Source organism: Arthrobacter pascens, assembly GCF_030815585.1.
In the GTDB taxonomy this organism is placed as follows: domain Bacteria; phylum Actinomycetota; class Actinomycetes; order Actinomycetales; family Micrococcaceae; genus Arthrobacter; species Arthrobacter pascens_A.
This window is the reverse complement of sequence record NZ_JAUSWY010000001.1, coordinates 2290379-2317001: the sequence shown is the minus strand read 5'-3', so window position 1 is coordinate 2317001 and position 26623 is coordinate 2290379. Positions and strand designations below refer to the sequence as shown.

The following is a 26623-nucleotide window of genomic DNA, read 5'->3' as shown; positions in this document are numbered from 1 at the left end:
AAAGCCATGGCAACTCACAACTCCCTGTTCAAGGACACCGACGTCCGCAGGCACCCAGAGGGCATTGCCGTGACGGTGCAACTGCCCTGGTACCGCAGTCTTTGGCTGTCCGCCGTTGACGACGTCGCCGCAACAGTCAACGGGGTGGAGATCCCCAAGGAATCCCTTCGCTTCGAGCTGCAGGGCAAGTCCTACTCCATTGCCGAGCTTCCCGAGCAATGGGAAACGCTGTGGTTCGTCGCGGACCGGCCCGATGTGATCATCCCGCTGGACCGCGTCCCGGACGAGGGCGAGGAGATCGACGTCGAAGTTGTCCTCACCCTCCGCCTGCTGTACATGCAGATCGCGCCCATGCGCTACGTCGGCAACCGGGTGGCAGTTGAGCGCAAGGTAGTGCTCGCATGACCCTGCGCGTGGCAATGATCGGATACGGCTTTATGGGTGCTGCCCACTCCCAGGGATGGCGCACGGCCCCGCGGGTGTTCGATCTGCCGGCGGAGCCCGAAATGACGGTCGTTGTCGGCCGGAACGCCGAAGCCGTGGCCGAAGCCGCCCAGAAGTGGGGCTGGGCCGAGTCAGCCACAGACTGGCGCGAGGTGATCGCCCGTGACGATATCGACGTCGTCGACATCGTCACCCCGGGTGACTCCCACGCCGAGATCGCGATCGCGGCACTTGAAGCGGGGAAGCACGTTCTGTGTGAAAAACCGCTGGCCAACACGGTCGCCGAGGCTGAAGCCATGGCCGAAGCGGCCGAGCGGGCAGCAGCAAAGGGAATCCGGACGATGGTGGGTTTCACCTACCGCCGGGTTCCGGCCGTCACCTTCCTCCGCAACCTCATCGCCGAGGGCGCCGTGGGGACCATCAACCAGGTGCGCGCCTCGTACCGGCAGGACTGGCTCGTCGATCCGGACATGCCGCTGGCCTGGCGCCTGCAAAAGGAACACGCCGGGTCCGGCGCGCTGGGGGACATTGGCGCCCACGCCATCGACCTCGCCCAGTTCGTGACCGGGCTGAACCTGGCGAAGGTGTCCGGCGTCATCGACACCATCGTGAAGGAACGCCCCCTTCTGGATTCTGGTTCCGGTCTTTCCGGCACTGCCGGCGTAGGCAAGGGCCAGGTCACCGTGGACGATATCGCCATCTTCACGGGCCGCTTCGAATCGGGCGCCCTGGCGTCGTTTGAGGCTTCGCGCTTTGCTACCGGACGCAAGAATGCGCTGCAGATTGAGGTCTCGGGCGACAAGGGTGCCCTGGCGTTCGACCTTGAGGACCTCAACAGCGTCCAGTTCTACGACCGCACTGCACCCGCGGACCGCCAGGGGTTCCGGAAGATCCTGGTCACTGAAGCGGAACACCCCTACGTTTCGGCGTGGTGGCCCGCCGGCCACATGCTCGGCTACGAGCATGGGTTCTCCCACCAGGTCAAGGACCTCGTGGAGGGTATCGTGGGCGGCACTGAACCGCATTCGACCTTCGCTGAGGGGCTCAGGGTGCAGCGTGTGCTCGACGCCGTCGAGCGCAGCTCCGATAATGACTCTGCCTGGACCAGCGTCGGAGCAGACGCTGCCGTTCAGGCCCGCTAAGGAGGGGAAGAACATGGCACGACCAATAACGCTGTTCACCGGCCAGTGGGCTGACCTGCCGTTCGAGGAGGTGGCCCGGCTCGCCGGCGAGTGGGGCTATGACGGGCTGGAAATCGCCTGCTGGGGTGACCACCTGGATCCCTGGCGCTGGGACGACACGGCCTATGTGCAGGGAAAACTGGACATCCTTGAACGCCACGGCCTCAAGGTGTGGACCATCGCCAACCACCTCAAGGGCCAGGCGGTCTGCGACGACCCGATCGACGAACGGCACCGCGGCATCCTGCCGAACATCGTGTGGGGCGACGGGGATCCGGAAGGGGTGCGCCGCCGTGCCGCCGAGGAAATGAAGAACACCGCGCGGCTCGCCGCGAAGCTGGGCGTGAAGACGGTGACCGGCTTTACGGGCTCGTCCATCTGGAAATACGTGGCAATGTTCCCGCCTGCCTCTGAAAAGATGGTCGACGCCGGTTACCAGGATTTTGCGGACAGGTGGAATCCCATCCTTGACGTCTTTGACGAGGTCGGGGTCCGGTTCGCGCACGAGGTGCACCCGTCCGAGATCGCCTACGACTACTGGACCACGCAGCGCGCACTCGAGGCGATCGGGCACCGCGAGGCCTTTGGGCTGAACTGGGATCCGAGCCATATGGTGTGGCAGGACATCGACCCCGTGGGATTCCTCTGGGATTTCAAGGACCGGATCTACCATGTGCACTGCAAGGATACGAAGAAGCGCCTGTCCAACGGCCGCAACGGCCGGTTGTCCTCGCACCTGGCCTGGGCTGATCCGCGCCGCGGGTGGGACTTCATCTCCACCGGGCACGGTGACGTGCCGTGGGAGGATGCGTTCCGGATGCTGAATTCCATCGACTACAGCGGCCCGCTCTCCGTGGAGTGGGAGGACGCTGGCATGGACCGGCTGGCCGGGGCGCCCGAGGCACTCGGATTCGTCCGCAGGCTGTCCAGCTATGAGCCCTCCGCCGCCGCATTCGACGCGGCATTCAGCACGAAGTAGGAAACCACAAAGAAAAGCTGCCGGCCCCGGTAACTCGGGGCCGGCCGCTTTGCTTTGCCAGCGGTTCCACAGTGCATGGCGTCAGTCGGCAGCTCCGTCCCCCAAGGCACCGGCAGCCAGCGCGGAGGCAGCGAGATCAAGGTGCCGGCGCGTAATGTCGGTGGGGTCATCCTGGAGCCACTCGTGGCCGCCCCATTCACTGGTCAGGGTGCCGGCAAAGCCGGTGCTGCCCAGGAGTCCCCCCAGGTCGCGGAGCGGCTGCGACACACGTCCGTCGGTGTCATCCAGGTCCCAGAATTTAAGGTGGAAACCGCCAACCAGGGGAAGGATGCTCCGAAGGTCTGAGACGTCGCTGCGGCCGAAGCGGATGACCAGGTTCATGAAGAGCGTGTGGACACGGGGCGGCACGTTGCCGGACTGCAGCAGGGCCTTCACGGCGTCCAGCGTGGCAGGGTTCCGCCATTCGTCCGCCAGCCGGGTCACCAGCTCGCCGGGGACGCCGCCGCGGCGGAGTTCCTCGAGGTAGCTGGCAGGCAGGGAGGGCATGAGCATGCTGATGTCCACGAGCACCCGGACATGATCGTCCGCCAGCCCCGCGATCGTGTTCAGCGCAGGGGCCATGGCGGGGCTCTCGGGAACCTGCTGTCCTTGGATCTCCTCGTACAGCACCAGGTCCAATTCGTGCAGCAGGGGCTGTACCAGGCCGAGCAGCTCGGCACCGGCCTGGCCGATCGGCAACCGGACACCGGCAGCCCCGACCCGCCGGGCCGCCTGGAGTTGGGGAACCAGGAAGTCCAGCCGCTGCTGGGTGGATCGCCGCTGGGTCGCTGAGAGGAAGTCGTCCAGGCTCGCACCGACGATGCTGACGTTCCCCTTTGCCTTGTCCATGGCATCGCGGAACTCGTCCACTTCGCCGCCTTGGGGGGCCGGGAAGGACCGCCACAGCAGTCCGGGCTCGAGTTCGATCGTATCGGCCACCCCATCAGCGACTATGCCAGTCACGATATCCAGGGCGGGGCGGTGTGCTGCGGTGACTTCAGGAGTCCAGTTGAAGGCGCTCGCGCAGAGGGTCCAGGCGTCAGGAATTCCGGTCATGGGCACCTTTTCAAATAGGCGTGTTAATGACAAACTTATGTCACTTTTAGGATAAAGGATGGAAGTCATGTTGCAAACAGCTCTGCGGGAAGATGCGCTCACCAATACTCCAGATGGCTTTGAGCTGCGGATCGGGCTGCCATGGATCCGCTCCATGCCGCTGTCCAGCGTCTCTGGCCTCGCCGTGGAAGTCGATGGCGTTGGGCTCGGTCGGGAGGATTTTGAGGTGAACCTCGGGATGCGGGAGGTGCCGGCGGATGCGCTCCCGGAAGAGTCCGGCTGGTGGTTCGTCCAGGACCGCCTCGTCGTGGCTGGCCGGCGCGGGCTTGGCCCGGGCGTGCATGCCGTCTCGGTCGACTTTCAGCTCCTGGTGCCCTACCTGCAGGGCCGGCCGGGCTCGCCGCTGATCCTGCCGTTCCATCTGGAGGCCTGGCTGGAACTGGACCGGTCTGCTGTTCAGGGGGTCTCCCGGGACGTTGCCTGACGTTTCAGGGCAACGTGCCGAGGTCCCGGCGTCGCAGCCTATTTCCGGGCGTCGCCGCCTATTTCTGGGATGCGGGTTCGCCCGCGGCAACCCAGTCGTTGAACATCTCCCGGACCATCGGCTCAAGGGTGGTGGGCCACCAGTCGCCGCCCTCCACCACTTCGCCGAGGTCGGCCGGCGGCGCAATGGTCACACTTTAGGCGGGAACTGCTGCCCTTTCCGGTGAGGGCCGGCCGTCCGCAAACCAGCGCGGGAAGGTGATATCGAACAGCTGCTCGCGGGCCAGTTCAGCTCCACCGCGCAGCGGTTCGCGCGGGTCATTGACGGAGAGGGTGATGGTGAGGTCGCGGGTGGCGAGTGGCAGCGACAGTTCATAGACGCGCTGGCGCACCTCGGCCAGGAAGACTTCACCGGCGGAACCCATGGCGCCGCCAATGACAATGACCCCGGGATTGAACATGTTCACCAGGGCTGAGATGGTCTCGCCCGCCACACGCGCCGACTTCTGGACCAGCGTGATGGCCAGCGCGTCGCCGGCTTGCGCGGCCAGGGTGATGTCCTCCATGCTCAATGTCCCCTTATTGGCCCGCGTGGCCAACGAGCTGCTGGCGCCGCCGTTGATGGCCTCCTCGGCGTCCCGGACGAGGGCCCAACCGCCTGCCACCGCTTCCAGGCAGCCGATCTTGCCGCAGCGGCACTGGGCATCGGAGTCCGAAACGCGGACGTGGCCGATGTCACCGGCGGAGCCATTGGCGCCACGGTGGATCCTGCCCTGGGACAGGAGGCCAGCGCCAATTCCCGAACCGATCTTGCAGTAGATGAGGTCCGCAAGGGAGTCGCGACGGCGGGCCCGTTCACCGAGGGCAAGCAGGTTGACGTCGTTATCCACCCAGACGGGCGCGTTGAAGCGCTCCTCAAAGGGTGTGCGAACATCGAACCCGTTCCACCCAGGCATGATCGGAGGCGCTACGGGCTGTCCCGAGGCGAAGTCGACCGGCCCGGGAAGACCAACCACTACGCCCCAGACGGGGACGTCGGGGTGATTCTTGAGCATGTCGTCGACGAGGGCCATCACCATGTCGAGGGTTTTCACCGGACCCTGGGCGATATCCCAGGGGCGATGGGCATGACCCTGGATGTCGCCGTCAAGTGCGGTGAAGCCGACGTGCACGTGGGCGGCTCCCAGTGCACAGATGATGATCCGTCCCTGTTCGGCCCTAAAGCGGAGCGTCCGCGGTGCACGTCCACCGGAGGAGGCGCCGAACTCGCCGTCGCCGAGGAAGCCGATCTCGATGGCCTGGTCCACACGCTGACTGACAACACCGCGGCCCAGGCCGGTCACCTTGCCGATTTCAGGGCGGGTGCTCGCCTCACCGGTGCGCACCAGGTTGACGATCCTGAGGAGGCTCGTCACTTCATCCGTCTGGGCTCCGAAGCGGAGTGTGGACTCTGTCGTCATAGTTAACAATTCTCACATAAACTCATCGACTAACGCGTTGTTCGGCGCGACTATAGCCAAAACAGCCCATACTTATGAATAATAGGGACATAAGATGGGAGGTCACGATGCCTTGGAACGTAGGAATTCTTGGAGCCGGGCCGGGCGTGGCCGCGCTTCATCTTCCGGTGCTTGGACGCTTGGGGGAGCTGTACAGGGTGACCCACATTGCCGACGCGGGAAGCGGGCGCGCCCGAGCCCTGGCAGAGCGGCTTGGCGCCCGGTGGTCTGAAGGGGAGGCGGACCTGCTTGCGGACGCGGCGGTGGAGGTGGTGGCGGTGTGCAGCCCGCCCGCTGAACATGCCCGCCAGATCCTGGCGGCAGTGGCTGCCGGCAACCGCGCCATCTTCTGCGAGAAACCGCTGGCCACCAGCAGGGAGGAAGCTGAGGAAGTTATCTCTGCCTGCCGGGAGGCCGGCGCCATCCTCTTGGTGGGAACCAACCACCTGTTTGATGGAGCATGGGGGCGCGCAAAACATCACCTTGTCGCCCTCGAAGGACGGGTGCAGGCCATCTCAGTGACGCTGGCGCTTCCGCCGAACGACAGGTACCACCGGCTGGTTGCCGAGGGCGGTCCTTTCCAGTCGGCCCGGCGGGGACGTCCTGACCTCGCCAGTCCTACAGTCGCCGCCGACGTCCTGAGGCGGCTGCTGACCGGTCTCGCGATCCATGATCTTCCTGCCGTTAGGGACATAGCGCCGGGCATCGACGAAGTGGTTTACGCGCGGATCGCTCCGCCGGTCGGCTACCTGGTGGGCTACCGGGCAGGCGACGTACTGGTCCAGTTGGCACTCACCATGCTTGCGCAGGGGCCGGAGGCCCTCTGGCGTTTGAGCATCGCCACCTCCCACGACCGTATCGAGGTCAACTTTCCCCCCGCCTTCGTGCATGCCGGAAGCGCGGCCACCCGCGTGCGGAGCGTGGACGGACTGTGGACAGAATATCCGCGGGATCCCGAAGACGGCTATGTGGCGGAGTGGCGCCTGCTTGCGTCACTCCTTGAGGGAGCGGCTCCGGTGGAGTACGACGAGACGCTGGCGGACGCGCACTATGCAATCGACCTCGCCGACGCAGCAGCCGCGAAAATCCTCGAAGGAGTGCCGCAATGAGCCGGGTGGGACGCGGTTACACTGTCCACACCGCGCTGCCCGCCTACGTGGCCGCTGTTGCCGAACTTCCCGTCAGCGCTGCGCTGACTGATGACGTAAGGGGCGCGGTGGCGGTAGTTCCGGGATCCGGCAACTGGTGGCAGGGGATGATGGCAGCCCGCGCGGGTGGAGCCTCAGCGGTGGTGCTTGCCGACCCGACAGTGCTTCCGGAGAACGCCTTTGTATCCCACCTCTGGCCCGGTGACATTCCGGTGATCGTCGAACGTCCCCGCCTGCGCCCTGACGTCGTTGCCGATGCGGTTGCGGCAAGACGAGGCAGTCCCGCCCGCATCATCACGGTCGAGTGCACTGCCCCCGCTGCAGGCCTTGATGCGGTCATTCGGGACGGTTTTGGCTGGGCGCGGTCCCTCGCCCAGGGGCCACTGAGGTTTCAGGTGGGCATTGCCACGGCGCGGGGGAGGATGGCACTCCTGGATTGCGGGTCCCTGGACGGTGGAGCACTTGCAGCCACCCTTGTGGGGACAGCAGCGGGCGGCCTTCACGCCGGAGGCATGCTCCAAGTGCTGGCTCTCGGCGAGGTGAGAACGGAGCTCACCGTTGACCAGCCAGCCGGGCTGGCGCGCCTGGAGGCGTCCACCGAAGAGGGCGCATTGAGGGCGCCGGAACGGTATGAGTCGTCAGCCCGCGTGGCGCTCCGCCGGGCAGTTGAGGCCTGCTCGGAGGGTCCGGTACCTGACCTGAGTGAGCTGCTTGAGGACATGGCCCTCACCTGGGCGCTGCTCGACGCTTAATCAGGACGAGCTGTCGAATTCAGGCGTTCTTCTGTTGCTTTCTGACTAAAGTTGAGGTAGCGTGAGTAGTGGCGCCGGGGTTCCTGCCGGACCCGTTCTCCGTCGTGATGGTGCGCCGGAGGCACAACACGTCGCGTCGACGGCCCGATCGTTCGGGTAGATCACTATGCCACTTTCGCCTTTGAGACTCCGTCTCCTTGTTATCTCCCTGCTCACGGTCTCCTTCCTCGGTGCCCTGGACCACACAGTGGTATCCACGTCGCTGGCCACTATCGCCGGTCAGCTGGGCGCGCTGACCCTGATGAGCTGGGTTGTTGTGGGATACACCCTCGCAAGCACCGTGCTGCTGCCGGTCCTTGGCAAACTCGGTGATGTACTGGGAGCCCGGCGGATCTTCATCGGTTCGCTGGTGATGTTCCTCGCCGCTTCCCTGGCCTGCGGTTTCGCGACGGACATGACGTGGCTCATTGCCGCGCGCGTCCTGCAGGGGATGAGCTCCGCCGGCCTGCAGCTGATGTCCCAGACCATCATTGCCCGCGTCACCACCCAGCGTGAACGTCCCCACTACATGGCCATCATCGGCGCAGCTTTCCCCATCGCCATCCTGGTGGGCCCGGTCCTCGGTGGCGCCATCACTGATTACTGGGGATGGCAGTGGGTCTTCTGGATCAATATCCCAGTGGGCGCGGCCGCCCTGGCCCTCGCGCTGATTGCCGTTCCGCACCTGGAACCAGGCCCTGCCCCCCGCCACTTTGACGTTGCCGGGGCCGCAGTTTTCACCACCGCCCTGGTGGCACTCGTGCTCGCCGTCACCTGGGCTGCGGAACGCAGCGCAGGCCCCCCCACCGCTGCTGCGCTCGCGGTCAGCATCGTGGGCTTTGTGGCGTTCTTCTTTATCGAGCGCCGCGCACCCGAGCCCATTGTGCCGCTCCACTTCTTCGCCAACCGGACCATTGCGGCGGGCACTGCGCTCTCGGCGATTATCGGCGTCGGCCTCTTCTCCATCACCGCGTACCTCCCCACCTACTTCCAGATGGCCTACCAGACCACGGCCACCGTTTCCGGGCTCGTTCCCATCGCCACCGTGTTTGGCATGCTGGTCAGCAACCTGCTCACCGGATGGCTGGCGAGCCGAACGGGCCGGTACCGGATCTTCCCGATCCTGGGGACCTCGCTGGGTGCCGCCGGGCTGTTCGTCATGGCCGGGCTGCCCGCCGGGCTTCCGCTGTGGGTGCCCATGATTGTGATGGGTGTGGTGGGAATGGGCACTGGTGCTTTCATGAGCCTCATCGTGGCAGTAGTCCAGGGAGCCGCTCCGGCAAGCCAGACAGGCACCATCACCGCAACCATCAACCTGGTGCGGCAGGTGGGGTCAACAGTGGCGACGGCCATCATCGGGGGAGTCATCGGCTTCGGTGTGGCGGCCCTCCTGCCGGCGGGCCTTGATGCCTCAACGCTGACCCCACAGTTGGTCCACGGGGCTGCACCGGCAGTCCAGGCCGGCGTGGCGCAGATCTACAGCTCAGTCTTCACCCCCATCTTCATCGCCCTGGCGGCCACCTACGCGGTGGGAATTGTCGCAGCTGTCCTGCTTCCGCATGGACGCCTTTCCGACGAACCCGTTCCCGCTGCCCACTCAACTTCCGAATCCCTTTCGGCCTGATTTCAAAGGAGACATTATGTCCAATCCCACCATCGCCATCGTTGGCAGCGGGCCCATCGGCTCCACCTACGCCCGGCTGCTCGTGGAGCGGGTCGCCAACGCGCACGTGGTGATGTTTGAGGCCGGGCCGCAGCTCACCGAAGTTCCCGGTGAGAGCGTCCGGAACATCCCCGACCCGGCCGAAAAGGCCCGTGCCCGGGAAATGTCCCAGGGGCCGCAGGCTGGCGCGCACCGGGAATCCCTCGGCATTCCGGCCGGAACCGTTACTGAAGGCATGTTCACCGCACGCCAGGGCACGCACCTGCTGGATTTCGGCGGCACCGGCTCCGCTCACGCCTCCTCGTTCCCGGCAGCGGCTGCGGCCACCAACGTCGGAGGCCAGGGTGCGCACTGGACCTGCGCGACGCCGTCGCCCGCTTTCAGCGAGAAGATCCCCTTCATCGGGGACGGTGAATGGGACGGGTTGATTGAGGATGCAAAGCAGCTGCTGCACGTCCACAGCGCGGCGTTCGCCGATGCCAAAGTCGGCGAGGCCATTCGGTCCCTCCTCGATGAAGAGTTCGGGGCGGAGCTGCCGGAAGGCTATGGGGTGGGCACCCTGCCCGTTGCCGGGGATCCGCAGCCTGACGGGTCCGTGCGCTGGGCGGGTGCCGACGTCGTCCTCGGCCCGCTCATCGACAAGGAGAACCCGCTCTCGAAGCGGTTCGAACTCCGCGACCTCACCCTGGTCCGCCGGGTGGAACTGGACGGACACCGGGTTACTGGGGTCACCGTCCAGGACCTCCGCACGGGCGAGACATCTTTTGTTGCAGCTGACCTGGTTGTGGTTGCCGCCGATGCCTTCCGCTCCCCGCAGCTCCTCTGGGCATCCGGAGTGCGGCCCAAAGCCCTCGGCCACTACCTGACAGAGCACCCTGTGGTGATCTCCACGGTGGCGTTGGATGCCGAAAAGATGGGGCGGTACGCCACCGAGGAGGACCTCAAGGCTGAACTGGCTCGGCGTGCGCTGAATCCGGCAGATCCGGTGGCTGCGGTGAACCGCATCCCGTTTTCCGAGCCGGAGCACCCGTTCTCTGTCCAGGTCATGTATTCCGAGACCACGCCGTTCCCGATGGAGCCGGGAACGCCTAACTCACAGAACCGCTGGGGATACGTCAACATGGGCTACGGCATGCGCAAACATCCCCGCTACGAGGATGCCGTCACCTTCAACGACAACGAGCCTGATTACCGGGGATTCCCCAACATGACCATTGAGTATTCGCTCACCGAGCGGGAAAACGTTGAGATCGCCCAGGCTACCGAACGGCTGCGCCGTGCGGGGAAGGCCCTTGGCGCCTTCGTAGCCGAGCCCAGGCTCATGCCGAACGGTTCGAGCCTGCACTACCAGGGGACCATGCGGATGGGCGAAACTGACGACGGCACTTCGGTGGCTGATCCATGGTCCCGCGTGTGGGGCTACGACAACCTGGTAGTGGGCGGAAACGCCCTCATCCCGACGGCGACGGCGATGAATCCCACGCTGATGAGCGTGGCCATTGCGGTCCGCGGCGCCCGGAAGGCGGCAGAGGAGCTCGCTTCCTGATGTGCCTGGCTTTCTGCCCGGAGGGCGCCCAGGCGTTGGCTTCTCCCGGCAGCGTTCACCGGTCGGGCGGATAACCTGTGGGTATGAAGAACCTGGACTTGAACCTGCTGCCCCAGCTTCAGGTCCTGCTGGAACTGCGGAATATCTCCCGGGCGGCCGAGCGGCTCCAGCTCAGCCAGCCCGCCACCAGTGCAGCAATGGCCAGGCTCCGGCGCCACTTCGACGACGAACTCCTGGTGCGGAACGGCCGTACCTATGACCTCACACCCTTTGCGCAGTCGCTGGTCCCGCTGGTTGACGAAGCAATGCTTCACATCCAGCGGGCCACGCGCGTGCGGTCAGGTTTCGATGCCGCCACGAGCGAGCGGGAGTTCATCATCGCTGCCTCGGACTACGCAGCAGCCCTGATCGTGGGTCCGCTGCGCGGCATCCTGCGGAACGAGGCCCCAAACGTGTCAGTGGACTTCGTCCCCACCGCCGGTTCCGGAATCCAGGGCCAGATGGCCGACTATTCGAAGATCGACCTGCTCGTGGGGCCCACCGGATACCACATGCAGGGCGCCAGCAAACAGGTTTTCAGGGACAGCTTCGTGGCCATAGCCGACGCCGGAAATCCCCTGCTCCAGCAGCGCCGGCTTACCCTGGCGGACCTGACCACGGTGCCCCACGCCGTCGGCTATTTCGGTGAAGGAATCAGCACCCCGGCGGACAAACTGTTCGAGTCCCGCGGCCTGCAGCGCCGAGTGGCAGCGGTGGTGGCGGGTTTCCTGTCCCTGCCGCTCCTGGTCGAAGGGACCGACCTGGTGGCGCTGGTTCCGCGGATGCTGGCGGCACGGGCCCAGCGCGGGGCGGACATCGCTGTGCTGGAGTTCTCCGAAGGGACCGAAGCTTCCCTGGTGGAGGCCATGTACTGGCACCCGTCGCAGGCGGAGGACCCCGCCAGCGTCTGGCTTCGTTCCGTGGTCCAGCGCTCCTGCGCCCGGCTCCACGAACTCTTCCCCGCTACCGCCCACCCGGTGGCTATCCACGCGGCGGATACCACCTAGAGCAAACGCGCGGTGAGGTGGCCAACTGCGACCTAGTTGGGAATTGGGGGGTGTCAGCGCAAGGCGTCCGAGACCGACTTGGCGCCGCCATGGCCCGACTGGCCGCCGTCCACAGGAATCTCGGCGCCCGTCACGAAGGCAGACAGCGGGCTGAGGAGGAACAGCACGACGCCGGCCACCTCCTCCACGCTTCCGGTGCGGCCCTGCGGGGTCTCGGCCAGCGTGGCCTCCCGGAACTCTGGCTTGGCGCTGGCCGTCATGGGCGCCTCAATGAAGCCGGGGTGGACGGTGTTGACCCGGATTCCACGCGGCCCAAGCTCCATGGCAGCCACTTGGGACAGCCCGCGCAGCGCCCACTTGCTCGCGGTGTACGCCACGGGGTAGTGCGCGGTCAGGCCCGCTACGGAGCCCACGTTCACAATGGACGCACCGCTTTTCATGAGGGGCGTCAGGGCCTGGATGCCCAGCAGGGCTCCGGCGACGTTCACCTCATAAACGCGTTGCACGTCGGCCACTGTCACGTCCAGGAGCCGGCTGCGCTGGGTGATACCGGCATTGTTGACCAGCCCGTCCACCTGCCACCCCTCGGCATGGACCCAGTCCGCCAGACCAGTCCAACCAGAGGCATCAGCGACATCAAGCTGCCGGTACACCAACGCCCCGGCCGACGCCGAAGCCAAAGCGCCCAGCCCAGCTGGCATATCCGCCGCCAAGTCGGTGGCGACCACCCGCGCACCCGCCTCCACCAGCATGCTCGCCTCGGCGGCACCCTGCCCCTGGCCGGCCCCAGTGACCACCACGGTCCGCCCGTCGAGCTGGAACGAGACCACCTACGCGCCGGACGGAGCCGCAGCAGCAACCCGGCTACGCGGCCGCGGCCGGGCAGGCACCCGGGTCACGGCGTCACGCCGGGTACCCACCGTATTCTCGATGGTCCCGATTCCCTCCACGGTCATGCGCACCACGTCGCCGGTTTTCAGCGGCGGGGGAGTCTTTGAGCCGTTGCGCCCCCACAGTTCTGCAAGGCAGCCGCTGCCGCAGGTCCCGGAGCCCAGGACGTCGCCGGGCCGCACAACGGAGTCCTGCGAGGCGTAGGCAACCAGTTCGGCGAACGGCCAGCCCATGTTGGACAGCAGGTCCTGGCCGATGCGCTGCCCATTTACCTCGACGGCCATCGAGATGGGCAGGAACCCCTCGGCGTCGTGCCGGTCCTCGAATTCGTCCGCCGTCACGATCCAAGGGCCCAGCGTGTTGGCGAAGTCCTTGCCCTTGCAGGGGCCCAGGCTGACCTTCATCTCGCGGCGCTGCAGGTCCCGCGCGGACCAGTCATTAAGCACGGTGTAGCCGAAAATGTGGCGGTGTGCTTCCCCGGCGGTCAGGTTGCAGCCGTCACTCCCCGGAACGCGCCCGACGACGGCGGCCACCTCGGTCTCAAAGTCCAGGTCCTCGCAGCCCGCAGGAATCCCAATCACCTCGCCGGTGCCGGTCACCGTATGCGGATTGGTGAAATAGAAGGTGGGCGCCTCGTACCACTCCGGCACCACACCGGCCACGCCGTCGATGCTTTTCCGCACGCCTTCGACGTGTTCCTCGAACGCCACGAAGTCCCGGATGGTACCGGGCACCAGCGGGGCGAGCAGCCGTACGTCCGCCAGCGGAACGGCAGGGACCGAGCCGATGGTTTCCCGGGCAATGCTCAGGGTTTCATCGAGTCCAGCCTCCAGCAGCGCCTGGACGCTGCGGCCGGCGGGCAGTGCGTAACAACTATCGCCGTCCACGAAGCCGGACTGCGTCCCGCCGTCGTGATTCCAGCGTGCAATCTTGACCATGGCGAAAGTTCCTTAAGCTGTGCGGCGGGCGGGGATGGAAGCGGGCGTGATGCCCAGCGCGGCGGCGTTTCCCGCCAGCACGCCGGCCTCGGCCAGCTCTGATAAGCCGGCGTCACGCACGTCCCTTACGGGATTATCGGAGCCCATGTCGAACGGGTAGTCCGAGCCGAGCAACACCTGTTCCGGGCCGGCGGCGGCGACGAGTGCCTTCAGTTCGGCAGCGCTGTGGACCAGTGAGTCGAAGTAGAGCCTTTTCAGGTATGACGACGGCGGTGCGGCGCAGCCATGTGCTTCGGGCCGGACCTTCCACGCGTGGTCCGAGCGGCCCAAACTGGTGGGTAAATAGCCGCCGCCGTGCGCGGCCAGGACCTTCAGATCCGGGTGCCGGTCGAGTACTCCGCTGAAGATCAGGTGGGACAGTGCCACCGCGTTTTCGGCAGGCTGGGACACAGTGTTGGCGAGGTAGAAGCGGTCCAGCCGCTCGTCCAGCGAGCAGCCGAACGGGTGCAGGAACACGAGGGCGCCCAGCTCCCCGGCCCGGCTCCAGAACGGTTCCAGCCGCGGGTCGGAGAGCTCGACGGTGCTGCGTTCCGGATCGTCCGGGGTGGCGGCAAACGAACCGATTTCGACGCCGAGCAGGCCGCACTCCAGCACCGCGTGTTCCAGCGCCTCCACCATCAGTGAGGGGTGATGCAGCGGGACCAGGCCCAGGCCGTTGAGCCTCTCCGGCGCCCGGTCAACGAACTCCCGCACTGCCTGGTTTGCGGCCTTCGCCAGCTGCAGTGCCAGCTCTTCTCCTGCGAAGTAGTAGAAGTGCGACGGCGACGGGGAGACCAGCTGCACGTCCACACCCTGGGCATCCATGTCCGCGAGCCGGCGGTCCAGATCCGTCAGCTGCGGCCAGCGCTCCTTGATCATCCGGCCCGAGGCAGTCATGGATTCTGGGCCGTTACGCCGGACTTCTAGGGCCTGCTGCGCGCCGAAGCCCGCGGGATCCGCTTCGGCCACCAGCTGCTGTAAGGCCGGAAGGAGGATGTGGGCGTGAACGTCCACAATGGTTTTTTCATCTACAGGGGTGCTCATGCGGGCTGCTTCAGCATCGTGGACAGCGAGTTCATGAGGCCCGGCACATCGGCGTCACGGACGCCGTCGAGCATCCACTGGCCCAGCTGGACCGAGGACTGCACCACGGTGCGTGCCCGATCCAGGCGCCGGTCACTGAACTCCTTCCAGAGCGTCTCGGTGACGTGGTCGGCGTTGATCAGCAGCTCAGCCAGGACGGCGGCGTCCTCCACGGCCATCGCAGCGCCTTGCGCGACCGTGGGCGGGCAGCTGTGCGCGGCGTCGCCGATGATGACGGTCCGGCCCCTGTTCCACGGTCCGTCCACGATGTGGCTCGTGAACCTCGTGTAGTTGATGTTTGCTGTGTGATCGAGGTTTTCGCGGATTTCGTTCCATGGGCCGCCGTAAGCCGCGGCGAGTTCAGCCATGATACGGGGGCCGTCCTCGTGCCGGCGCTCCTGGGCCTTTTCCACGAGGAAGGCGTAGATGGTGTCCGGGCCGGTGGGGGTGTAGCCGGCAATAAAGCAGGGCCCGCCGTAGGTGAGGTCGGTGCGGACTACCTCCTCCGGCCGTTCCACGAACGCACGCCAGATCCCCATGCCGGTGCCGACGGGTTCCACGTCGATGCCGATGGCCTTGCGGATAGCGGAGTGCAGGCCGTCGGCACCGATGAGGAGGTCGTAGCTGGCGGAGGCGCCGTCGGCGGTGCTGACGGTGACGCTGCCGCCGTCGTCCGTTATCCCGGTGACCGTCTTTCCGTAAGTGATCACCGCGCCTGCTTGCAGTGCGCGCTCGCGGAGGATTGCCGTGAGGTCGGGGCGGTACATGCCCAGGGTGGCGGGCAGGTCCTCGCCGCCGGTCCGGATGTCCTCGAGGACCGCGATGACGGTCCCGGCGGGATCCGGGGCGCGCAGGCCGAGGGTGCCGAATGCGTAGCCCTTCGCCTCGATCTGCTCCCAGACGCCTAGCTGCTTGAAAACGCGCAGGGCGTTCCCCTGCAGGGTGATTCCTGAACCAACCCGCTGCGGTTCGTCGGCCTTTTCCAGGATTTCGACGCGGACCCCGGCGTCTGCCAGGAGGATGGCAGCGGTCAGTCCCGCGGCTCCCGCTCCGACGATTCCGACATTCTGTACTGCTGCCATCGCTGACTCCTTTGTATTGACGGCGTTACTGCTGCTGGTTTTGTGGTGCTGGTTTAACTGAAAAGCTACCGGAGCGCGATCGGGTTGACGGGCGATCCGACAGCACCGGTGATGGGAAGCGGGGCGGCCGTGAGCAGGAAGTCGTACCTGCCGTCCGCTGCGCACGCTTCGGCCAGGCCGTCCGGATCCCACATCTCACCCAGGAACAGCCCGAGGTTGGGGATGGCGATCTGGTGCAGGGGCTGGAAGGCGCCGTCGAACTCGTTCGGACGGACCTCAAAACCCCACGTATCGGTGGCGATCCCGGCGATCTCGCTCCGGTGCAGCCACGGCGCGGTGCTGAAAGACAGCCCGGGTGCCGAACCGCCGGCGTAGTCACCCCAGCCGTCACGGCGGACCCTCGTGTGCTGACCCGTGCGGATCACCACGACGTCCCCCCGGCCCACCCTTGAGCTGGCGCCCTGCCGTTCGATGGTGCGCTGGAGGTGCTCCGGGGTGATGGCGAAACCGTCCGGCAGTTCGCCGTCGTTCCGTCCAAGTTCCGGCCCGAGCGCACGCCCGACGTCCAGCAGGACGCCGCGGGTGACGATCTTGGCTGCGGCGGTTTCGATGCCGGTCACCAGGTCGCCTTCGGAGGTGACCACGTCACCGGCGGCCCTGCCGTTCCAGGCCTTGCCCTGGTCGAAGATGTGGCCGAGGCCGTCCCACTGGGTGGAGCATTGCAGCGGCATGGCAATCACGTCGTCGGCGCCGCCGAAGCCGTGCGGGAAGCCCTGGTTGCCGCGTTCGGCGTCCACGCCGGTGTCGGTCATGGTGTGGACGGGGTTGGTGCGGCGGCGCCAGCCCTTCTGCGGGCCGTTGGTGTCAAACGGCTGGGACAGCGAGAACGCCTCGCCGGTCTTGACGAGTGCCGCGGCTTCGACCCGTTTGGCGGCGTCGATGAAGTTCAGGGTTCCCAGGACGTCGTCCTCGCCCCAGCGGCCCCAGTTGTTGTGGGCTTTGGCCATGGCGCGGATGCTGCCGAGCGGGTCCTCACGCCGGATTACCGGGGAATCGGCTGATTCCCCGGTGACAGTGTTGCTCAGAGGAGCGGTGTTCGCCGTCACGGTTTGCTGCCTTCAGGGTGGACTTCGTCCTTGCAGTGGATGAGCTGGGTTCCGAGGCTGGTGATCGTGCCTTCCATGACGTCGCCGTCCTGGAGCAGCCGGCCCCAGTGCTGGCCGTTGCCGGCGGGGCTGCCGGTGAGGACCAGGTCGCCGGGCCGCAGCGGCATGATCTGGGAGGCTTCGCTGACCAGCTTGGCGACGCCGAAGATCATGTCCTGCGTGGATTCGTCCTGCATGGCCTTGCCGTTGAGCTTCAGCGTCACCTGGACGTCCTGCGGGTCGCCGAAGAATTTGGCGGGCACCAGCAGGGGTCCGGTGGGCAGGAAGCCGGGGGCGTTCTTGGCGCGGTACCAGTCCGAGCCGATGGCGGGCATGTCCTTGCGGAAGACGTACTCACGGGTGGTGATGTCGTTGACCATGGTGTAGCCGAAGACGTAGTCCAGTGCTTCCTCGGGGGTAACCCGGAAGGCTGTCCTGCCGATGACTGCCGCGAGTTCCAGCTCCCAGTCGTGGGACTTGGAGTAGGCAGGCAGGGTGAGGTCGTCCGTGGCGGAGGCGATCGCCGTCGGGAGCCCGATGAAGAAGTACGGCGTGCCCTGGCCTGCCCGCTCATCCATCATGGCCGCGGTCTTGGCGCGAACCTCTTGTTCGTCCTGGCCCGGCTCGCGGTGCGCCGCGGCGAGGTCGATGACGTGCTTGCGGTAGTTCGCGCCCGTCTGCAGGACCTGGACCGGCTCCACCGGAGCGAGGACCTCGACTTCAGCAAGCGCCAGGCCGGTATCCCCGCCTGCCGAGGCGGCCACGGCGTCCAGCTCGGTTTCGGCGGTGCCCCAGTGCTCGATCAGGGAGTTGATGTCCCCGTCCTGCGGCAGGATACGGTCGCCTACCAGCAGGCCGACGCGGGCTTTGTTGTCGCCGGCCTCCTGGAACCGGATGAGTGCATAGGTTGCTTCGGCCATGTCTTAGCCCCGGCCCTGCTGGGCGTAGGGGTTCAGGAGGGCTTCCTTCATTGCGGGGGAGGCGCCTTCCTCCGTGGCCGTGAAGCCTTCAGCCGGCGGGAAGGACTCGGTCATGGAGTGCGGCATTGCGCCGTTCTTGTAGAAGTTGTTTGAACCCTCGGACGGCTTCCAGGTGTTGGCTTCCCAGTCCGGGACGTAATTGCGGTAGCCGCCGGAGTTCAGCTCCACCCGGAGACCGGACGGGTCGCGGAAGTAGAGGAAGTTCTGCTCACCGATGCCATGGATGGAGGGGCCGTATTCCATCGGGGTGCCGTTTTCCATCAACACGTCCGCGGTGCGGAGCAGGTCCTCGTGCGAATCGACCCAGAAGGCGATGTGGTTGACGCGGCCGGTCCGCTTAGAGGTGTCCAGGACCACGCCGAGGTCGTGGGACTTCTCGTTGGTCGTCAGGACGGAGAACACGGTGATGGGGGCCTCATCAAGGTCGGTGAACGCCATGACGCGGAAGCCCAGGGCCTCGTTGTACCACTTGGCGAAACCGCGGACATCGGACGATGCCACGGTGACGTGGTCCAGGAAGCGCGGTGCGGCGGCGTGGCTGCTGCGGCGCTCCGGACGGTCCGGGTAGGTGGACTCGAAGCCGGGTTCGGCAACGTACTTTTCCACGTCGAAGAAGAGGCGCATGGGGTGGCCGTAGGGGCCGGTGAACTCGTAGGCCTTGCCATAGCCGTGGCCGCCCACGGTCCAGGCGCCCTGGACGCCGGCTGCTTCGACGCGCTGGGCCGCGGCTTCAAGGGCGGTTTGGGAGTTGGTGCGCCACGCCATCCGGCCCAGGGACGCTTCCGGTCCTTCGGTGATGACCAGGCTGTAGCGGTAGTAGTCGCCCCAGCAGCGCAAGTAGACGTCGCCGTCCACCCGGTCAATGATGCGCATGCCGAACTTTTCCTCATAGAACCGTGCCGAGGCTTCGACGTCCGGGCTGGTGATCTCGAGGTGGGCAAGATGGGAGAGGGGAGTTTCCACGTTGAAGTCCTTCGGTTACTGGCTGCGGTACTGGTTGTTGCAGGTCCTGTAACTACTGTGAAGGAGCTCATGTATTTGGGGAAGACGAGCTTTCTTATACAAAGTATTTGTCTAGTTGATAATCATTTCGGTCCTCATATGCGCCCCTGTTCCCGCTGTTGCGCTGGCTTTGGGAGAAACGAAGGAATCCGGGAAGTTACTTTTGGAGGCATCTCTGACACCAAGGACTATTGCTCGATCAGCGCGACGAAAAACGGACTGCCGCCACTCTCTGCACCCAAATCCATGGAAACATACTTAGACGCAGGAAACGCATCGCGGACACGCTCCAGGAGCAACCATTTCGAGCCTACTTAGGTAGTCCTCGCCATAAGGCCTGCTTGACGTCTAATTGGTCCGGTCCCTTCGTCCAGGGGAGTTCTCGCACCTGCTTCAACTCCCGATGTTCAAGAGACGAAACGTGCGTTTCATCCGCTGAGGGCGTGGATCACATCCCTAGGCGTCTTTTTAAGTCGATCTGATAGCGAAGCCACCGCTGGGTCAGCGTCCGGAGTGCAACTTGGGGAACCGGCCGGAGCCGAGAAATTTTCGGAAGGAGGTAAGCCACGCAGGAGTGCCGAAGAACGCGTCGCGCCTGGCCGGCGCGTAGCGCCGCCCTGGTTGCGCATGGGACCTGACCAGCGACGATGGACGATCAGAATGATGACAGCCACGCTGTCTACAGCCATTTATGGCCTCTAGGAAAGGCATTGCTGGGCGCATTTGGGGCGCCATAGGGTAGGGGTACTTCAGCACATATACGCCGTTATCGGCTCAGAGGAGGACCGTGTCAGGCCGGTCTAAATCGAGATCGATGGATCGGATAACGGTAACGGAAGGTCTCGGCGTAGTGCGAAGTCAAAGTGTCGGACCTCCGGAGTAGCGTGCCGATTGGCAGCGAATGAGAGCCGCCAATATCGATTGGGGATAAGACGCGGCAAGAACATAGTGTGAGGGTCGTTTTCCGCTGCAGCTCTGGCCATGAGCATGAGCTCTGTGTCGATGTTCAGCGAGGCGTGCCGCCCGAGCTGCGGTGCCTGCCCTCGCAGCCACACGGTTACGGCGCGGGCAATGGCACAGGTTGTGCCATTCCGGCCGATCTTCACGAGCGCGTACAACGGGAACTTCGCGACGCATTTCCGGAGAGCAAGAGACGCGGGCCCGTCCAAATTCGAGAATAATGCAGCCAACTGCCGGCGCTAGAGCGCCTTGGGCTCCTCGTTGTCTGAAAGGAGGGGGGTAACCGCCGTGAGGGAACTGGGTTCACACACTTGCTGCAACCTAATGGGTTCAGGGCGATTCGCGCGAAATGCCGGGAACACAGCGACTGCCGCGCTCCCGGGTAGGGGAGCGCGGCAGCCGCCATTTGTAGCTCAGAATCTGTCGGAATGGGGTGTGTACAATGTGCACACTTTTGCCGTCGGACTGGGCCGTACATCGGCCGGATTGGCTCGGATTCGGTATGTTTTCTGGAGTTCCCTGTATTTGCAGGGGCTGGAATGCGGTTCGAGTCCCACCTCGGGCACAGTGTTTCCGCAGGTCAGAAGCCTTTTTGAGGTTTAGTGTGTACAAAACTTGACAAGGGAGGAGCAGTCGGGTGTAGGGGCCATCGCGTTGTCGGTGGCAGCTTCATCGAGGCTCCAGTCTTGACGGCGGTCTTCGTAGCCCTCGTGCCGGTTATCGCATGAACCTTTATGAAGGCAGCGGGCAGGGGCCGCCGTTGGGCCAGCAGCAAAGTATTCGATGCGCGGGAACTGGGGGCGGCAAGCGCCACGTTCCTGTAGCAACGGCCCGCAAGTCTCAGGAATTAGTGACCTCAGGGCTGACAGCGGTCGGCTAAAAGATCAGGGCGGGCAGAACACTGAAAGCAGGACGGTAGCCGAACACGGCCTAACGGAGCGGCCAGGAATCTTTCGCCGCACCAGTGACGATTAGCTGCGCCAACACAACCCAAGTGGGACGTCGCTGCCAAAGCAGCGAGGGCACTCGGCCAAATGCTGTCTTTTCGACCAGTGCTGACAGCGTTTCCGGGACGATCCCTCCTCAAGGTGGTCCCTGTCTGTAGTTTTTGGCACCACCGACACCGTGCCGTGTGTGGGGACGCAATGACGGACAACGTGCAGCGCCCTAAGACCAGTGACGACGACGTGCCGTTTGCCAAGCAGCCAGCACTACCGTACTTGAGCGAGATCCATTGCGACTGGTGCTATGGCCGTTGACGGAAATCAGTGGACAACAAAGTCGACCGGTGATGACTGGCCTGGTCCCCATTTGTTGAAAATGATTCCGAGAGCCTGGCCAGGACCACGCCCGCATCGGAGTTCGGGAACAGATCTGCGAGCCTAGCGGCCGTATTGATAATTTCAGTGGCATTTGGCGTTTTGGCTCGGACTTCTTCTCTGGCCCAGTAGCTCGCTGCTAGGGCAGCCTTGTCCGGTAGTCCGAGATCGAGGCATGACCGGACGGCTTGACTGTAACCGTTGCGCCCCTCCTCCACTAAGCCGCCCCTGAATGCCACCAAGCCGCGGGTCGCTGAGTAGACGGCTGTTTCCTGCGCATCTTGGGGAAACGGACAATTAGCTAAGATGGCCTGGGCCTCGTCATGCTTGTCTTGGTTGGCCAGGGCGAAGGCCAGGTTATTGGCAATCGTCGCGTCATGAGGATTGGCAAGCCTGCCAGTTCGCGCAGCCTGTTCAGCGATGTCGTAGCGTTCTGCGCCAACCGCTGCTACATATGAGAGGAAGGTTGCCGGTTCCACCGCGAACGGTTGGTCGTTCTGCCATTTGAGTCCGGAGTCCATTGCGGCGGACCAGTCTTTCTGCCACCTTGCTTCAAGGGCCTCTGCTTCAAATCTCCGTTCTGGCTCCTTAACGGGTCTTACAATGAAGCCTCCTCTCTGGGATTCGAAAGCTATCTGCGCAGCAGCATTCTCCGTTGGTTGCGAGCTAGCTTGATTAAGAAACTTGCGTGCCCTCTTGTCGCGACCACCGTTGAACTCTGTATGCGCGACAGTACAGGCGAGCTCACTGATTGCCCACGGGGAAAATTTTCCTGAGGACAGGACAAGAAGGGCTTCCTTTATGGAAGACGGAGCGGTCCCAGCAGCTTCGTCACTCGCGATCTCAGCCGCGAGGATCCATGGATCAGCTGAGCCTTTCGCATTCTTCAAAGTGTTTTGCGCAGCTTCTGGGTCTTCGATATGTATGAAGAAACGAACGGCCGACCTCAGAACGAATCGGTTGACGGGGGCCAGAGCTAACGCCGTCACTATGGATCTTCTGGCTTTGTCCGGTTGACCTAGGAGTGTCTGCGCCAGGGCGAGATCAACCCACTTCGTAGGATTGCGGGGCATGCGTCGGAGCTCTTCTCTGATATCTCCAACGGTCGCTTTGCGAGAGTCAGCCCGGAACCAGGTTTCGTCGCCTGCGACGGGAAGTTGGTCCAAACGTCGTCTAACTTGGGCCGCTGTTGCAGCCAGCAAGGGACTTGCTTTGGCGGACTCTATGAACTCAATGACTGGGCGGAAGGGCGCAGGGTCGTCGAGGCTGAACGCTAGGCCAAGCGCGTCAGCCGCCCTATGCAGGGTCGGGGCCATGTTGAAAGCGTGTAAAGCCTCCATATCTGGGAGGTGCTGAGACGGCTGACTCGGTACTGAGGTGGAGGCAAGTTCACCAAGAGAAGCAGAGACCCTGAAAGGGCGCCAGCGTGGCAGGAGATTCCGCTCTTCCATTCCTTGAGATGCCGTCATGCTGCCGTGGCTCCTGCGTAGCGGAGTTCGGCTTTGTGAGCCAGGAGATCCAATTGAGACACAATGCGGTTCAGAGCATAAGGCTGATTGGCTTTGCGGCTCGCTCGGTGCCCGCGTTGTTCCAAATCTGGGTCCGTAAGGCACGAAATCAATTTGATCAATTCGTTCTTCATGTCGTCTGTGACCGAATATCGGAAGCTGTTTCCAAGTTCATCCAACGCCGTCGCATGCGCAGCCTGGACGTACGGGAGGGCGTCCATATATGAGCCATGCCAGTTCCGTGGTGAATGGCTCGGGTCAAGGAAGGTGTGCAGGAGCGCGTTCATTGTTACGTCGCTGAGCACGAAGGTCAGGAGACTGCCGAGTTGATAGATGTCGCATGCAAGTCGACGTTGCTCAAAGGAAGTGGGTATATCACCAAAGCACTGCTCGGGAGGGGCATATGAAGGATCCCCCGCGATGTTGTACCCATCGTGAATCGCTGCCCTTTGTTGGTCTGTCGCTCGGCCGAGATCGCCGATCTTGGCAGCACGACCAACATCTAGGAGAGGGTTGAAGACCAATAGGTTGCTGGGCTTGATGTCCTGATGTGCCACCTGAATCGAATGGAGCTGGGCGATTCCGCTCGCGGCGTTGTGGACCATCCTCAGCCGAACAGCCAGTTCCAGATCTCCAACGTCGTCAAGGAGGCCCCTGATATCGCCGTCTGCTCGTTCGAAGATGATGAAGCTGATGGGGAAAGTCTGTGCAGGCGGTGCAGGAAGACTGTTGTGATGGTAGGCCAATACCACCCGCGATAGGCGACGCGAAGTGCACTTTTGGACGAGCTCTCGCTCGAAGTTGTAGGCCTCTGTAATCTCCTGCATGAAGCGTGTTGGGTCCGGGCTGCGGAAGATTCCTCCGTAGTTGATGACCTTCACAAACCCCTTCCTGCCGTCGACATTGCCAGCTAGATAGCCAAGGGAGAAGTTGCCCCCGGTCGCGCCGATCGCTTTGGGAAGCGCCGCGGTTATGGTCCACCCCTCGCCAAGGTCTAGACCAACTAGTGGGTCAACTGGTGCCGATAGGCTCGATGTCATGCTGCTTCCCCCATCATTTAGGCGCCGGTGCTGGCATGACGCCGAAGAATCCTAATTCTAGGGGACGCACTCCGATATCCTGGCGGCGTGACTCCCGAGGCCACGCCGTTCGATTCACCTCGGCCTGTTGCCATCCACCGTCAACCGGGGAACCGAACTTAGGGTCAACATGAAAAGACGCCAGCCCCTAGGCCATTGAATCCTGGCCATAAGCTTGTCTAAGACGGTGCCTTAGGACATGTGGCTGTCGTCTCCGATCGATCACGCGGGCGATTCAGGCAGGCGCATCGGCTAGCATTCAACCCTGCCTTACTGGACATCCGTCGGTGAACGGTGCGCCGATTGAAAGGGGAGTTCCCCTTGATGCGAAAGAAAAAGTCTGATTGAGGTCAAGGCGTTGGGCGCACTCGAAAGGTCCCAGATTCAGGTCGTGCTACCTCATAGCCGTTCCGGTTTTTTACCTAGTGAGTGTGTCGCGCAGCGCGCGGGACTACACTGGTGTAGTTATTAGGATGTATAAGACTCATATCTGGCGTGGGGGACTCCGTTTTACTATGTCACCTGTACCTAGACCTGAGAACGGCTTTCTAGAGTCGCAAGTTAGGCTCTCCCGACGCGGAGGTGCCCGATGGCGCAACGAAGACGGTTCTCGCCTCTGGGAATGGGATGCATTGCATGGTCATATTGAGGGTTATACAAGGCGTGGCCACCATATCGGCGTCTTTGACGCTGTGACCGGTGAACGCATTGGACCAGCTGTGGCAGGAAGGAAGATCGATGTCTAACAGTCCTAAGACGTTTGTGTCGGCTTGTCTTTCCGGAACCGCGCTTCTGGACGACGTTGACGAATGGGTGGAGACGTGGCACGAATCCCCGAATGACGTTAGCCTTGACGACTATCTCGGCTTTAGTGCCGAAGAGGGCGCACTGTGGGCAGAGCGCCCCGAATCGCTGCGCTTCATCGTTGCTGCGCACAGGTATGGAAAGCCAGTAGAAACGATCCTGCAGAGTCGGGACGACTTTGCCTTGGCCGCTCGGGCTAGCGACTCTGCAGAAGCGATGGCCGTGCTCGCCTGGCTTCGCCAGACAAATCGGCTCTGAATAGCGTTGCCGATACCAGCACCGGCGACCGCCGCTAGGCGTCTGGCGTCTACGATCGTTCAACGTTTTGATCTAACCCCGCCAGTTGACGTCGAGTCTTTGCTGCGCTCTAGGGCTGAGCTAATGAGAGTGGACTGGCCAATTGAGCGCGTCGATGCAGTGCTTACTGGATTGACCGGTGATCCTCGCAAAATCGCTGTCTACATTCGAGCAACGGATAACCTCCTGCGCGAGCGCTTTACCATGGCTCACGAGCTGGGCCATCTTTTGCTTCCGTGGCATCTTCCTAGTGCCAACTGCGAGGTGGGAGAGGGGGCCTTGGATCTACCAACCTTCTCTCTAGAAGAGGAAGCGGATGTTTTCGCTTCGTGTCTGCTCGTGCCGGACGCCTGGCTGCTACACCAAGTTGATCGCTCTGGAGACGACATGTCTCAGCTGCTGCGCGAGCTCAACGCAGCCGAGGTCACGACAGCTGCTGCCCTTCAAGCACTGCGCCGCTATCTACTCGCAGGCTGGGTCTTCGTGAGTTACGGGGAGCGGCAGCGTATTATGCCCACGCGGGGTACGCGATTGCCCAACGTGCCGGCTGACAAACTTGTAGAAGTCTTGGCATCTGAGTGCTTCGCCCATGGTGAGGCCTCGCTCAATGGATTCCCTGTCTATTGGTATCAGATGGTTGAACCCTTGGCGTTACCTGAAAAAAACATCGACGACCCGAGGTCCGACCACCAGATCCTCATGGACGCTATTGCCATGGTTGAACCGGATTTGCAACGTCGCAACTCTATTGGAATGTCGGCCAATGGCAAGGTCGGTGGCGCTCTTAGAGAAGCTGCAGGTCGGCCAGCCATCGAAACCTTTCAGGCTGTCAGACATCGATGTGAGCAGTGGGAACATTCTACGTTGCTGGCGCAGCCAGACTTTCTACTTTGGCTCGCTGAACGGTCGAGAGCAGTCGAAACCGGGATGACAAAGCGTCGACGGTCCAAAAGCTAATCCCAGGACCTGGCAAGCCGGAAACTTGGTACGGCTGCCCGACCTGAACGGAGGCAGCCGCCGAGAATCCCCTTGGCGAAGCATGGCACTAGGAGACGTGGGATTGCTTGCCTCTGCCTTGCGTTAACCGGCATGCGCAGTGAAGCCCATCCTGAGTTGGGCATGACGGCGGTCGTAAAGTCGTGGCGGTACCCCTGTGATCCACAGCGCAACCGTCAGCGTCCGGGTAGTGCGTTTGTTGCCGTCAATGAGCGATGAGGGCTTCGATCTAGTGGGGGGAGAAGCGGCTGGCACTGTTGAACTGCGGGACTCTGCTTCATTGATTTCCCGGCACATGGTCCTCCGTTAGGTCCGACTAGGAAGCCAAAACGCGGGTGTGCACAATGTGCACACCGTGGGCGTCGGACTGGGTCGTATATCGGCCGGACTGGACCGGATTGGGGAGGTTTCCGGGAGTTCCCAGTGTTTGCAAGGGCTGGAATGCAGTTCGAGTCCCACCTCGGGCACGTGTTTTCCCTGTTCAGGGGCTTGCGAGCCTCTGAGTGTGCACCAAATGTGTTGTAGGGGCCCCCCGGGGGCCTTTTTTGTTGGTGGCCGTTGCTGTGGCCGGCGTGCTCCTTGCCTACTTGGCCTACTTGGTCGATGCTTTTGGTGTGTTGTCTCT

24 protein-coding genes are annotated in these 26623 nt (G+C 63.7%); 12 read left to right on the top strand and 12 right to left on the bottom strand.

Going from position 1 to position 26623, the window contains the following annotated elements:
• Positions 1-6 precede the first annotated feature (6 nt).
• From QFZ30_RS10740 to QFZ30_RS10730, 3 genes are read left to right on the top strand one after another with little or no spacing between them, the layout of a single operon-like run.
• Positions 7-405: a C-glycoside deglycosidase beta subunit domain-containing protein gene (locus tag QFZ30_RS10740; RefSeq protein ID WP_307076031.1), complete on the top strand. Its 399-nt coding sequence runs from the start codon at positions 7-9 to the stop codon at positions 403-405.
• Complete coding sequence (locus QFZ30_RS10735) at positions 402-1586, top strand: Gfo/Idh/MocA family protein (RefSeq protein ID WP_307076028.1); 1185 nt, start codon at positions 402-404, stop codon at positions 1584-1586. Before QFZ30_RS10740 ends, QFZ30_RS10735 begins: the two co-directional genes overlap by 4 nt.
• Before the next feature lie 13 nt (positions 1587-1599).
• Entirely contained in the window at positions 1600-2604 is a 1005-nt protein-coding gene (locus QFZ30_RS10730) for a sugar phosphate isomerase/epimerase family protein (RefSeq protein ID WP_307076026.1), read from the top strand.
• An 81-nt stretch (positions 2605-2685) separates the two neighbouring features.
• Here QFZ30_RS10730 and QFZ30_RS10725 read toward each other — a convergent pair whose 3' ends face one another.
• Complete coding sequence (locus tag QFZ30_RS10725; protein WP_307076023.1) at positions 2686-3699, bottom strand: restriction endonuclease subunit R; 1014 nt, start codon at positions 3697-3699, stop codon at positions 2686-2688.
• A 67-nt stretch (positions 3700-3766) separates the two neighbouring features.
• Here QFZ30_RS10725 and QFZ30_RS10720 point away from each other — a divergent pair, with 67 nt between their 5' ends.
• Positions 3767-4183 (top strand): C-glycoside deglycosidase beta subunit domain-containing protein, encoded by a 417-nt coding sequence (locus QFZ30_RS10720; protein ID WP_307076022.1) that lies wholly within the window; start codon positions 3767-3769, stop codon positions 4181-4183.
• A gap of 58 nt (positions 4184-4241) precedes the next feature.
• Here QFZ30_RS10720 and QFZ30_RS10715 read toward each other — a convergent pair whose 3' ends face one another.
• Both QFZ30_RS10715 and QFZ30_RS10710 read right to left on the bottom strand, forming a co-directional pair.
• A complete protein-coding gene (locus tag QFZ30_RS10715; protein ID WP_307076020.1) occupies positions 4242-4376 on the bottom strand; it encodes a hypothetical protein in 135 nt (44 codons plus the stop codon).
• A 3-nt stretch (positions 4377-4379) separates the two neighbouring features.
• The gene (locus QFZ30_RS10710) at positions 4380-5642 is read right to left on the bottom strand and encodes an ROK family protein (RefSeq protein WP_307076018.1); all 1263 of its coding nucleotides are present in this window, start codon (positions 5640-5642) and stop codon (positions 4380-4382) included.
• Between the two features lie 107 nt (positions 5643-5749).
• Between QFZ30_RS10710 and QFZ30_RS10705 the strand changes: the two genes are divergently transcribed.
• The 5 genes from QFZ30_RS10705 to QFZ30_RS10685 all read left to right on the top strand — a co-directional run bounded on the left by QFZ30_RS10705 (position 5750) and on the right by QFZ30_RS10685 (position 11875).
• Positions 5750-6790, top strand: coding sequence for a Gfo/Idh/MocA family protein (locus QFZ30_RS10705; RefSeq protein ID WP_307076016.1), 1041 nt, complete (start codon positions 5750-5752; stop codon positions 6788-6790).
• Positions 6787-7581, top strand: a complete 795-nt coding sequence (locus QFZ30_RS10700) for a hypothetical protein (protein WP_307076015.1) — start codon at positions 6787-6789, stop codon at positions 7579-7581. Before QFZ30_RS10705 ends, QFZ30_RS10700 begins: the two co-directional genes overlap by 4 nt.
• 181 nt (positions 7582-7762) lie before the next feature.
• On the top strand, positions 7763-9244 hold the full coding sequence (locus tag QFZ30_RS10695; protein ID WP_307076012.1) for an MFS transporter: 1482 nt from the start codon (positions 7763-7765) through the stop codon (positions 9242-9244).
• A 16-nt stretch (positions 9245-9260) separates the two neighbouring features.
• The gene (locus QFZ30_RS10690; protein ID WP_307076011.1) at positions 9261-10829 is read left to right on the top strand and encodes a GMC oxidoreductase; all 1569 of its coding nucleotides are present in this window, start codon (positions 9261-9263) and stop codon (positions 10827-10829) included.
• 83 nt (positions 10830-10912) lie between these two features.
• Complete coding sequence (locus tag QFZ30_RS10685; protein ID WP_307076009.1) at positions 10913-11875, top strand: LysR family transcriptional regulator; 963 nt, start codon at positions 10913-10915, stop codon at positions 11873-11875.
• 53 nt (positions 11876-11928) lie between these two features.
• Here the strand turns inward: QFZ30_RS10685 and QFZ30_RS10680 are convergent, their stop codons facing one another.
• The 9 genes from QFZ30_RS10680 to QFZ30_RS10640 form a co-directional block, all read right to left on the bottom strand.
• The gene (locus QFZ30_RS10680) at positions 11929-12705 is read right to left on the bottom strand and encodes an SDR family NAD(P)-dependent oxidoreductase (protein WP_307076006.1); all 777 of its coding nucleotides are present in this window, start codon (positions 12703-12705) and stop codon (positions 11929-11931) included.
• On the bottom strand, positions 12706-13704 hold the full coding sequence (locus tag QFZ30_RS10675; RefSeq protein ID WP_307076004.1) for a fumarylacetoacetate hydrolase family protein: 999 nt from the start codon (positions 13702-13704) through the stop codon (positions 12706-12708). It abuts the gene before it with no gap.
• A 12-nt stretch (positions 13705-13716) separates the two neighbouring features.
• Entirely contained in the window at positions 13717-14787 is a 1071-nt protein-coding gene (locus QFZ30_RS10670; protein ID WP_307076002.1) for an amidohydrolase family protein, read from the bottom strand.
• Positions 14784-15908, bottom strand: a complete 1125-nt coding sequence (locus QFZ30_RS10665; protein WP_307076000.1) for an FAD-dependent monooxygenase — start codon at positions 15906-15908, stop codon at positions 14784-14786. Before QFZ30_RS10665 ends, QFZ30_RS10670 begins: the two co-directional genes overlap by 4 nt.
• A gap of 65 nt (positions 15909-15973) precedes the next feature.
• On the bottom strand, positions 15974-16915 hold the full coding sequence (locus tag QFZ30_RS10660) for a cyclase family protein (protein WP_307080194.1): 942 nt from the start codon (positions 16913-16915) through the stop codon (positions 15974-15976).
• Between the two features lie 95 nt (positions 16916-17010).
• Positions 17011-17973 carry a fumarylacetoacetate hydrolase family protein gene (locus tag QFZ30_RS10655; protein WP_307075998.1) on the bottom strand — a complete coding sequence of 321 codons (963 nt, stop codon included), beginning with the start codon at positions 17971-17973 and terminating at the stop codon, positions 17011-17013.
• A gap of 3 nt (positions 17974-17976) precedes the next feature.
• The gene (locus QFZ30_RS10650) at positions 17977-18996 is read right to left on the bottom strand and encodes a VOC family protein (protein ID WP_307075996.1); all 1020 of its coding nucleotides are present in this window, start codon (positions 18994-18996) and stop codon (positions 17977-17979) included.
• A 2245-nt stretch (positions 18997-21241) separates the two neighbouring features.
• Entirely contained in the window at positions 21242-22387 is a 1146-nt protein-coding gene (locus QFZ30_RS10645; protein WP_307075994.1) for a hypothetical protein, read from the bottom strand.
• 392 nt (positions 22388-22779) lie between these two features.
• Positions 22780-23862, bottom strand: coding sequence for a protein kinase domain-containing protein (locus tag QFZ30_RS10640; protein ID WP_307075992.1), 1083 nt, complete (start codon positions 23860-23862; stop codon positions 22780-22782).
• Positions 23863-24374: 512 nt separating this feature from the next.
• On the opposite strand from QFZ30_RS10640, the gene QFZ30_RS22000 reads away from it, so the two are divergent.
• The 3 genes from QFZ30_RS22000 to QFZ30_RS10630 all read left to right on the top strand — a co-directional run bounded on the left by QFZ30_RS22000 (position 24375) and on the right by QFZ30_RS10630 (position 25959).
• The gene (locus QFZ30_RS22000) at positions 24375-24647 is read left to right on the top strand and encodes a colicin E3/pyocin S6 family cytotoxin (protein WP_373462837.1); all 273 of its coding nucleotides are present in this window, start codon (positions 24375-24377) and stop codon (positions 24645-24647) included.
• Positions 24640-24963: a hypothetical protein gene (locus QFZ30_RS10635; RefSeq protein ID WP_307075990.1), complete on the top strand. Its 324-nt coding sequence runs from the start codon at positions 24640-24642 to the stop codon at positions 24961-24963. The genes QFZ30_RS22000 and QFZ30_RS10635 overlap by 8 nt, the downstream gene beginning before the upstream one ends.
• Positions 24964-25092: 129 nt before the next feature.
• Positions 25093-25959 carry an ImmA/IrrE family metallo-endopeptidase gene (locus QFZ30_RS10630; protein ID WP_307075988.1) on the top strand — a complete coding sequence of 289 codons (867 nt, stop codon included), beginning with the start codon at positions 25093-25095 and terminating at the stop codon, positions 25957-25959.
• Positions 25960-26623 lie beyond the last annotated feature (664 nt).

What these genes read in the sequence shown, in the direction of transcription:
- QFZ30_RS10665 (WP_307076000.1), bottom strand. Translation starts at nt 15,908, where the DNA reads ATGGCAGCAGTACAGAATGTCGGAATCGTCGGAGCGGGAGCCGCGGGA.
- QFZ30_RS10635 (WP_307075990.1), top strand. Translation starts at nt 24,640, where the DNA reads ATGTCTAACAGTCCTAAGACGTTTGTGTCGGCTTGTCTTTCCGGAACC.
- QFZ30_RS10670 (WP_307076002.1), bottom strand. Translation starts at nt 14,787, where the DNA reads ATGAGCACCCCTGTAGATGAAAAAACCATTGTGGACGTTCACGCCCAC.
- QFZ30_RS22000 (WP_373462837.1), top strand. Translation starts at nt 24,375, where the DNA reads ATGTATAAGACTCATATCTGGCGTGGGGGACTCCGTTTTACTATGTCA.
- QFZ30_RS10740 (WP_307076031.1), top strand. Translation starts at nt 7, where the DNA reads ATGGCAACTCACAACTCCCTGTTCAAGGACACCGACGTCCGCAGGCAC.
- QFZ30_RS10655 (WP_307075998.1), bottom strand. Translation starts at nt 17,973, where the DNA reads ATGGCCGAAGCAACCTATGCACTCATCCGGTTCCAGGAGGCCGGCGAC.
- QFZ30_RS10675 (WP_307076004.1), bottom strand. Translation starts at nt 13,704, where the DNA reads ATGGTCAAGATTGCACGCTGGAATCACGACGGCGGGACGCAGTCCGGC.
- QFZ30_RS10730 (WP_307076026.1), top strand. Translation starts at nt 1,600, where the DNA reads ATGGCACGACCAATAACGCTGTTCACCGGCCAGTGGGCTGACCTGCCG.
- QFZ30_RS10660 (WP_307080194.1), bottom strand. Translation starts at nt 16,915, where the DNA reads ATGGCCAAAGCCCACAACAACTGGGGCCGCTGGGGCGAGGACGACGTC.
- QFZ30_RS10710 (WP_307076018.1), bottom strand. Translation starts at nt 5,642, where the DNA reads ATGACGACAGAGTCCACACTCCGCTTCGGAGCCCAGACGGATGAAGTG.
- QFZ30_RS10700 (WP_307076015.1), top strand. Translation starts at nt 6,787, where the DNA reads ATGAGCCGGGTGGGACGCGGTTACACTGTCCACACCGCGCTGCCCGCC.
- QFZ30_RS10735 (WP_307076028.1), top strand. Translation starts at nt 402, where the DNA reads ATGACCCTGCGCGTGGCAATGATCGGATACGGCTTTATGGGTGCTGCC.
- QFZ30_RS10690 (WP_307076011.1), top strand. Translation starts at nt 9,261, where the DNA reads ATGTCCAATCCCACCATCGCCATCGTTGGCAGCGGGCCCATCGGCTCC.
- QFZ30_RS10720 (WP_307076022.1), top strand. Translation starts at nt 3,767, where the DNA reads ATGTTGCAAACAGCTCTGCGGGAAGATGCGCTCACCAATACTCCAGAT.
- QFZ30_RS10640 (WP_307075992.1), bottom strand. Translation starts at nt 23,862, where the DNA reads ATGACATCGAGCCTATCGGCACCAGTTGACCCACTAGTTGGTCTAGAC.
- QFZ30_RS10705 (WP_307076016.1), top strand. Translation starts at nt 5,750, where the DNA reads ATGCCTTGGAACGTAGGAATTCTTGGAGCCGGGCCGGGCGTGGCCGCG.
- QFZ30_RS10685 (WP_307076009.1), top strand. Translation starts at nt 10,913, where the DNA reads ATGAAGAACCTGGACTTGAACCTGCTGCCCCAGCTTCAGGTCCTGCTG.
- QFZ30_RS10725 (WP_307076023.1), bottom strand. Translation starts at nt 3,699, where the DNA reads ATGACCGGAATTCCTGACGCCTGGACCCTCTGCGCGAGCGCCTTCAAC.
- QFZ30_RS10645 (WP_307075994.1), bottom strand. Translation starts at nt 22,387, where the DNA reads ATGCCCCGCAATCCTACGAAGTGGGTTGATCTCGCCCTGGCGCAGACA.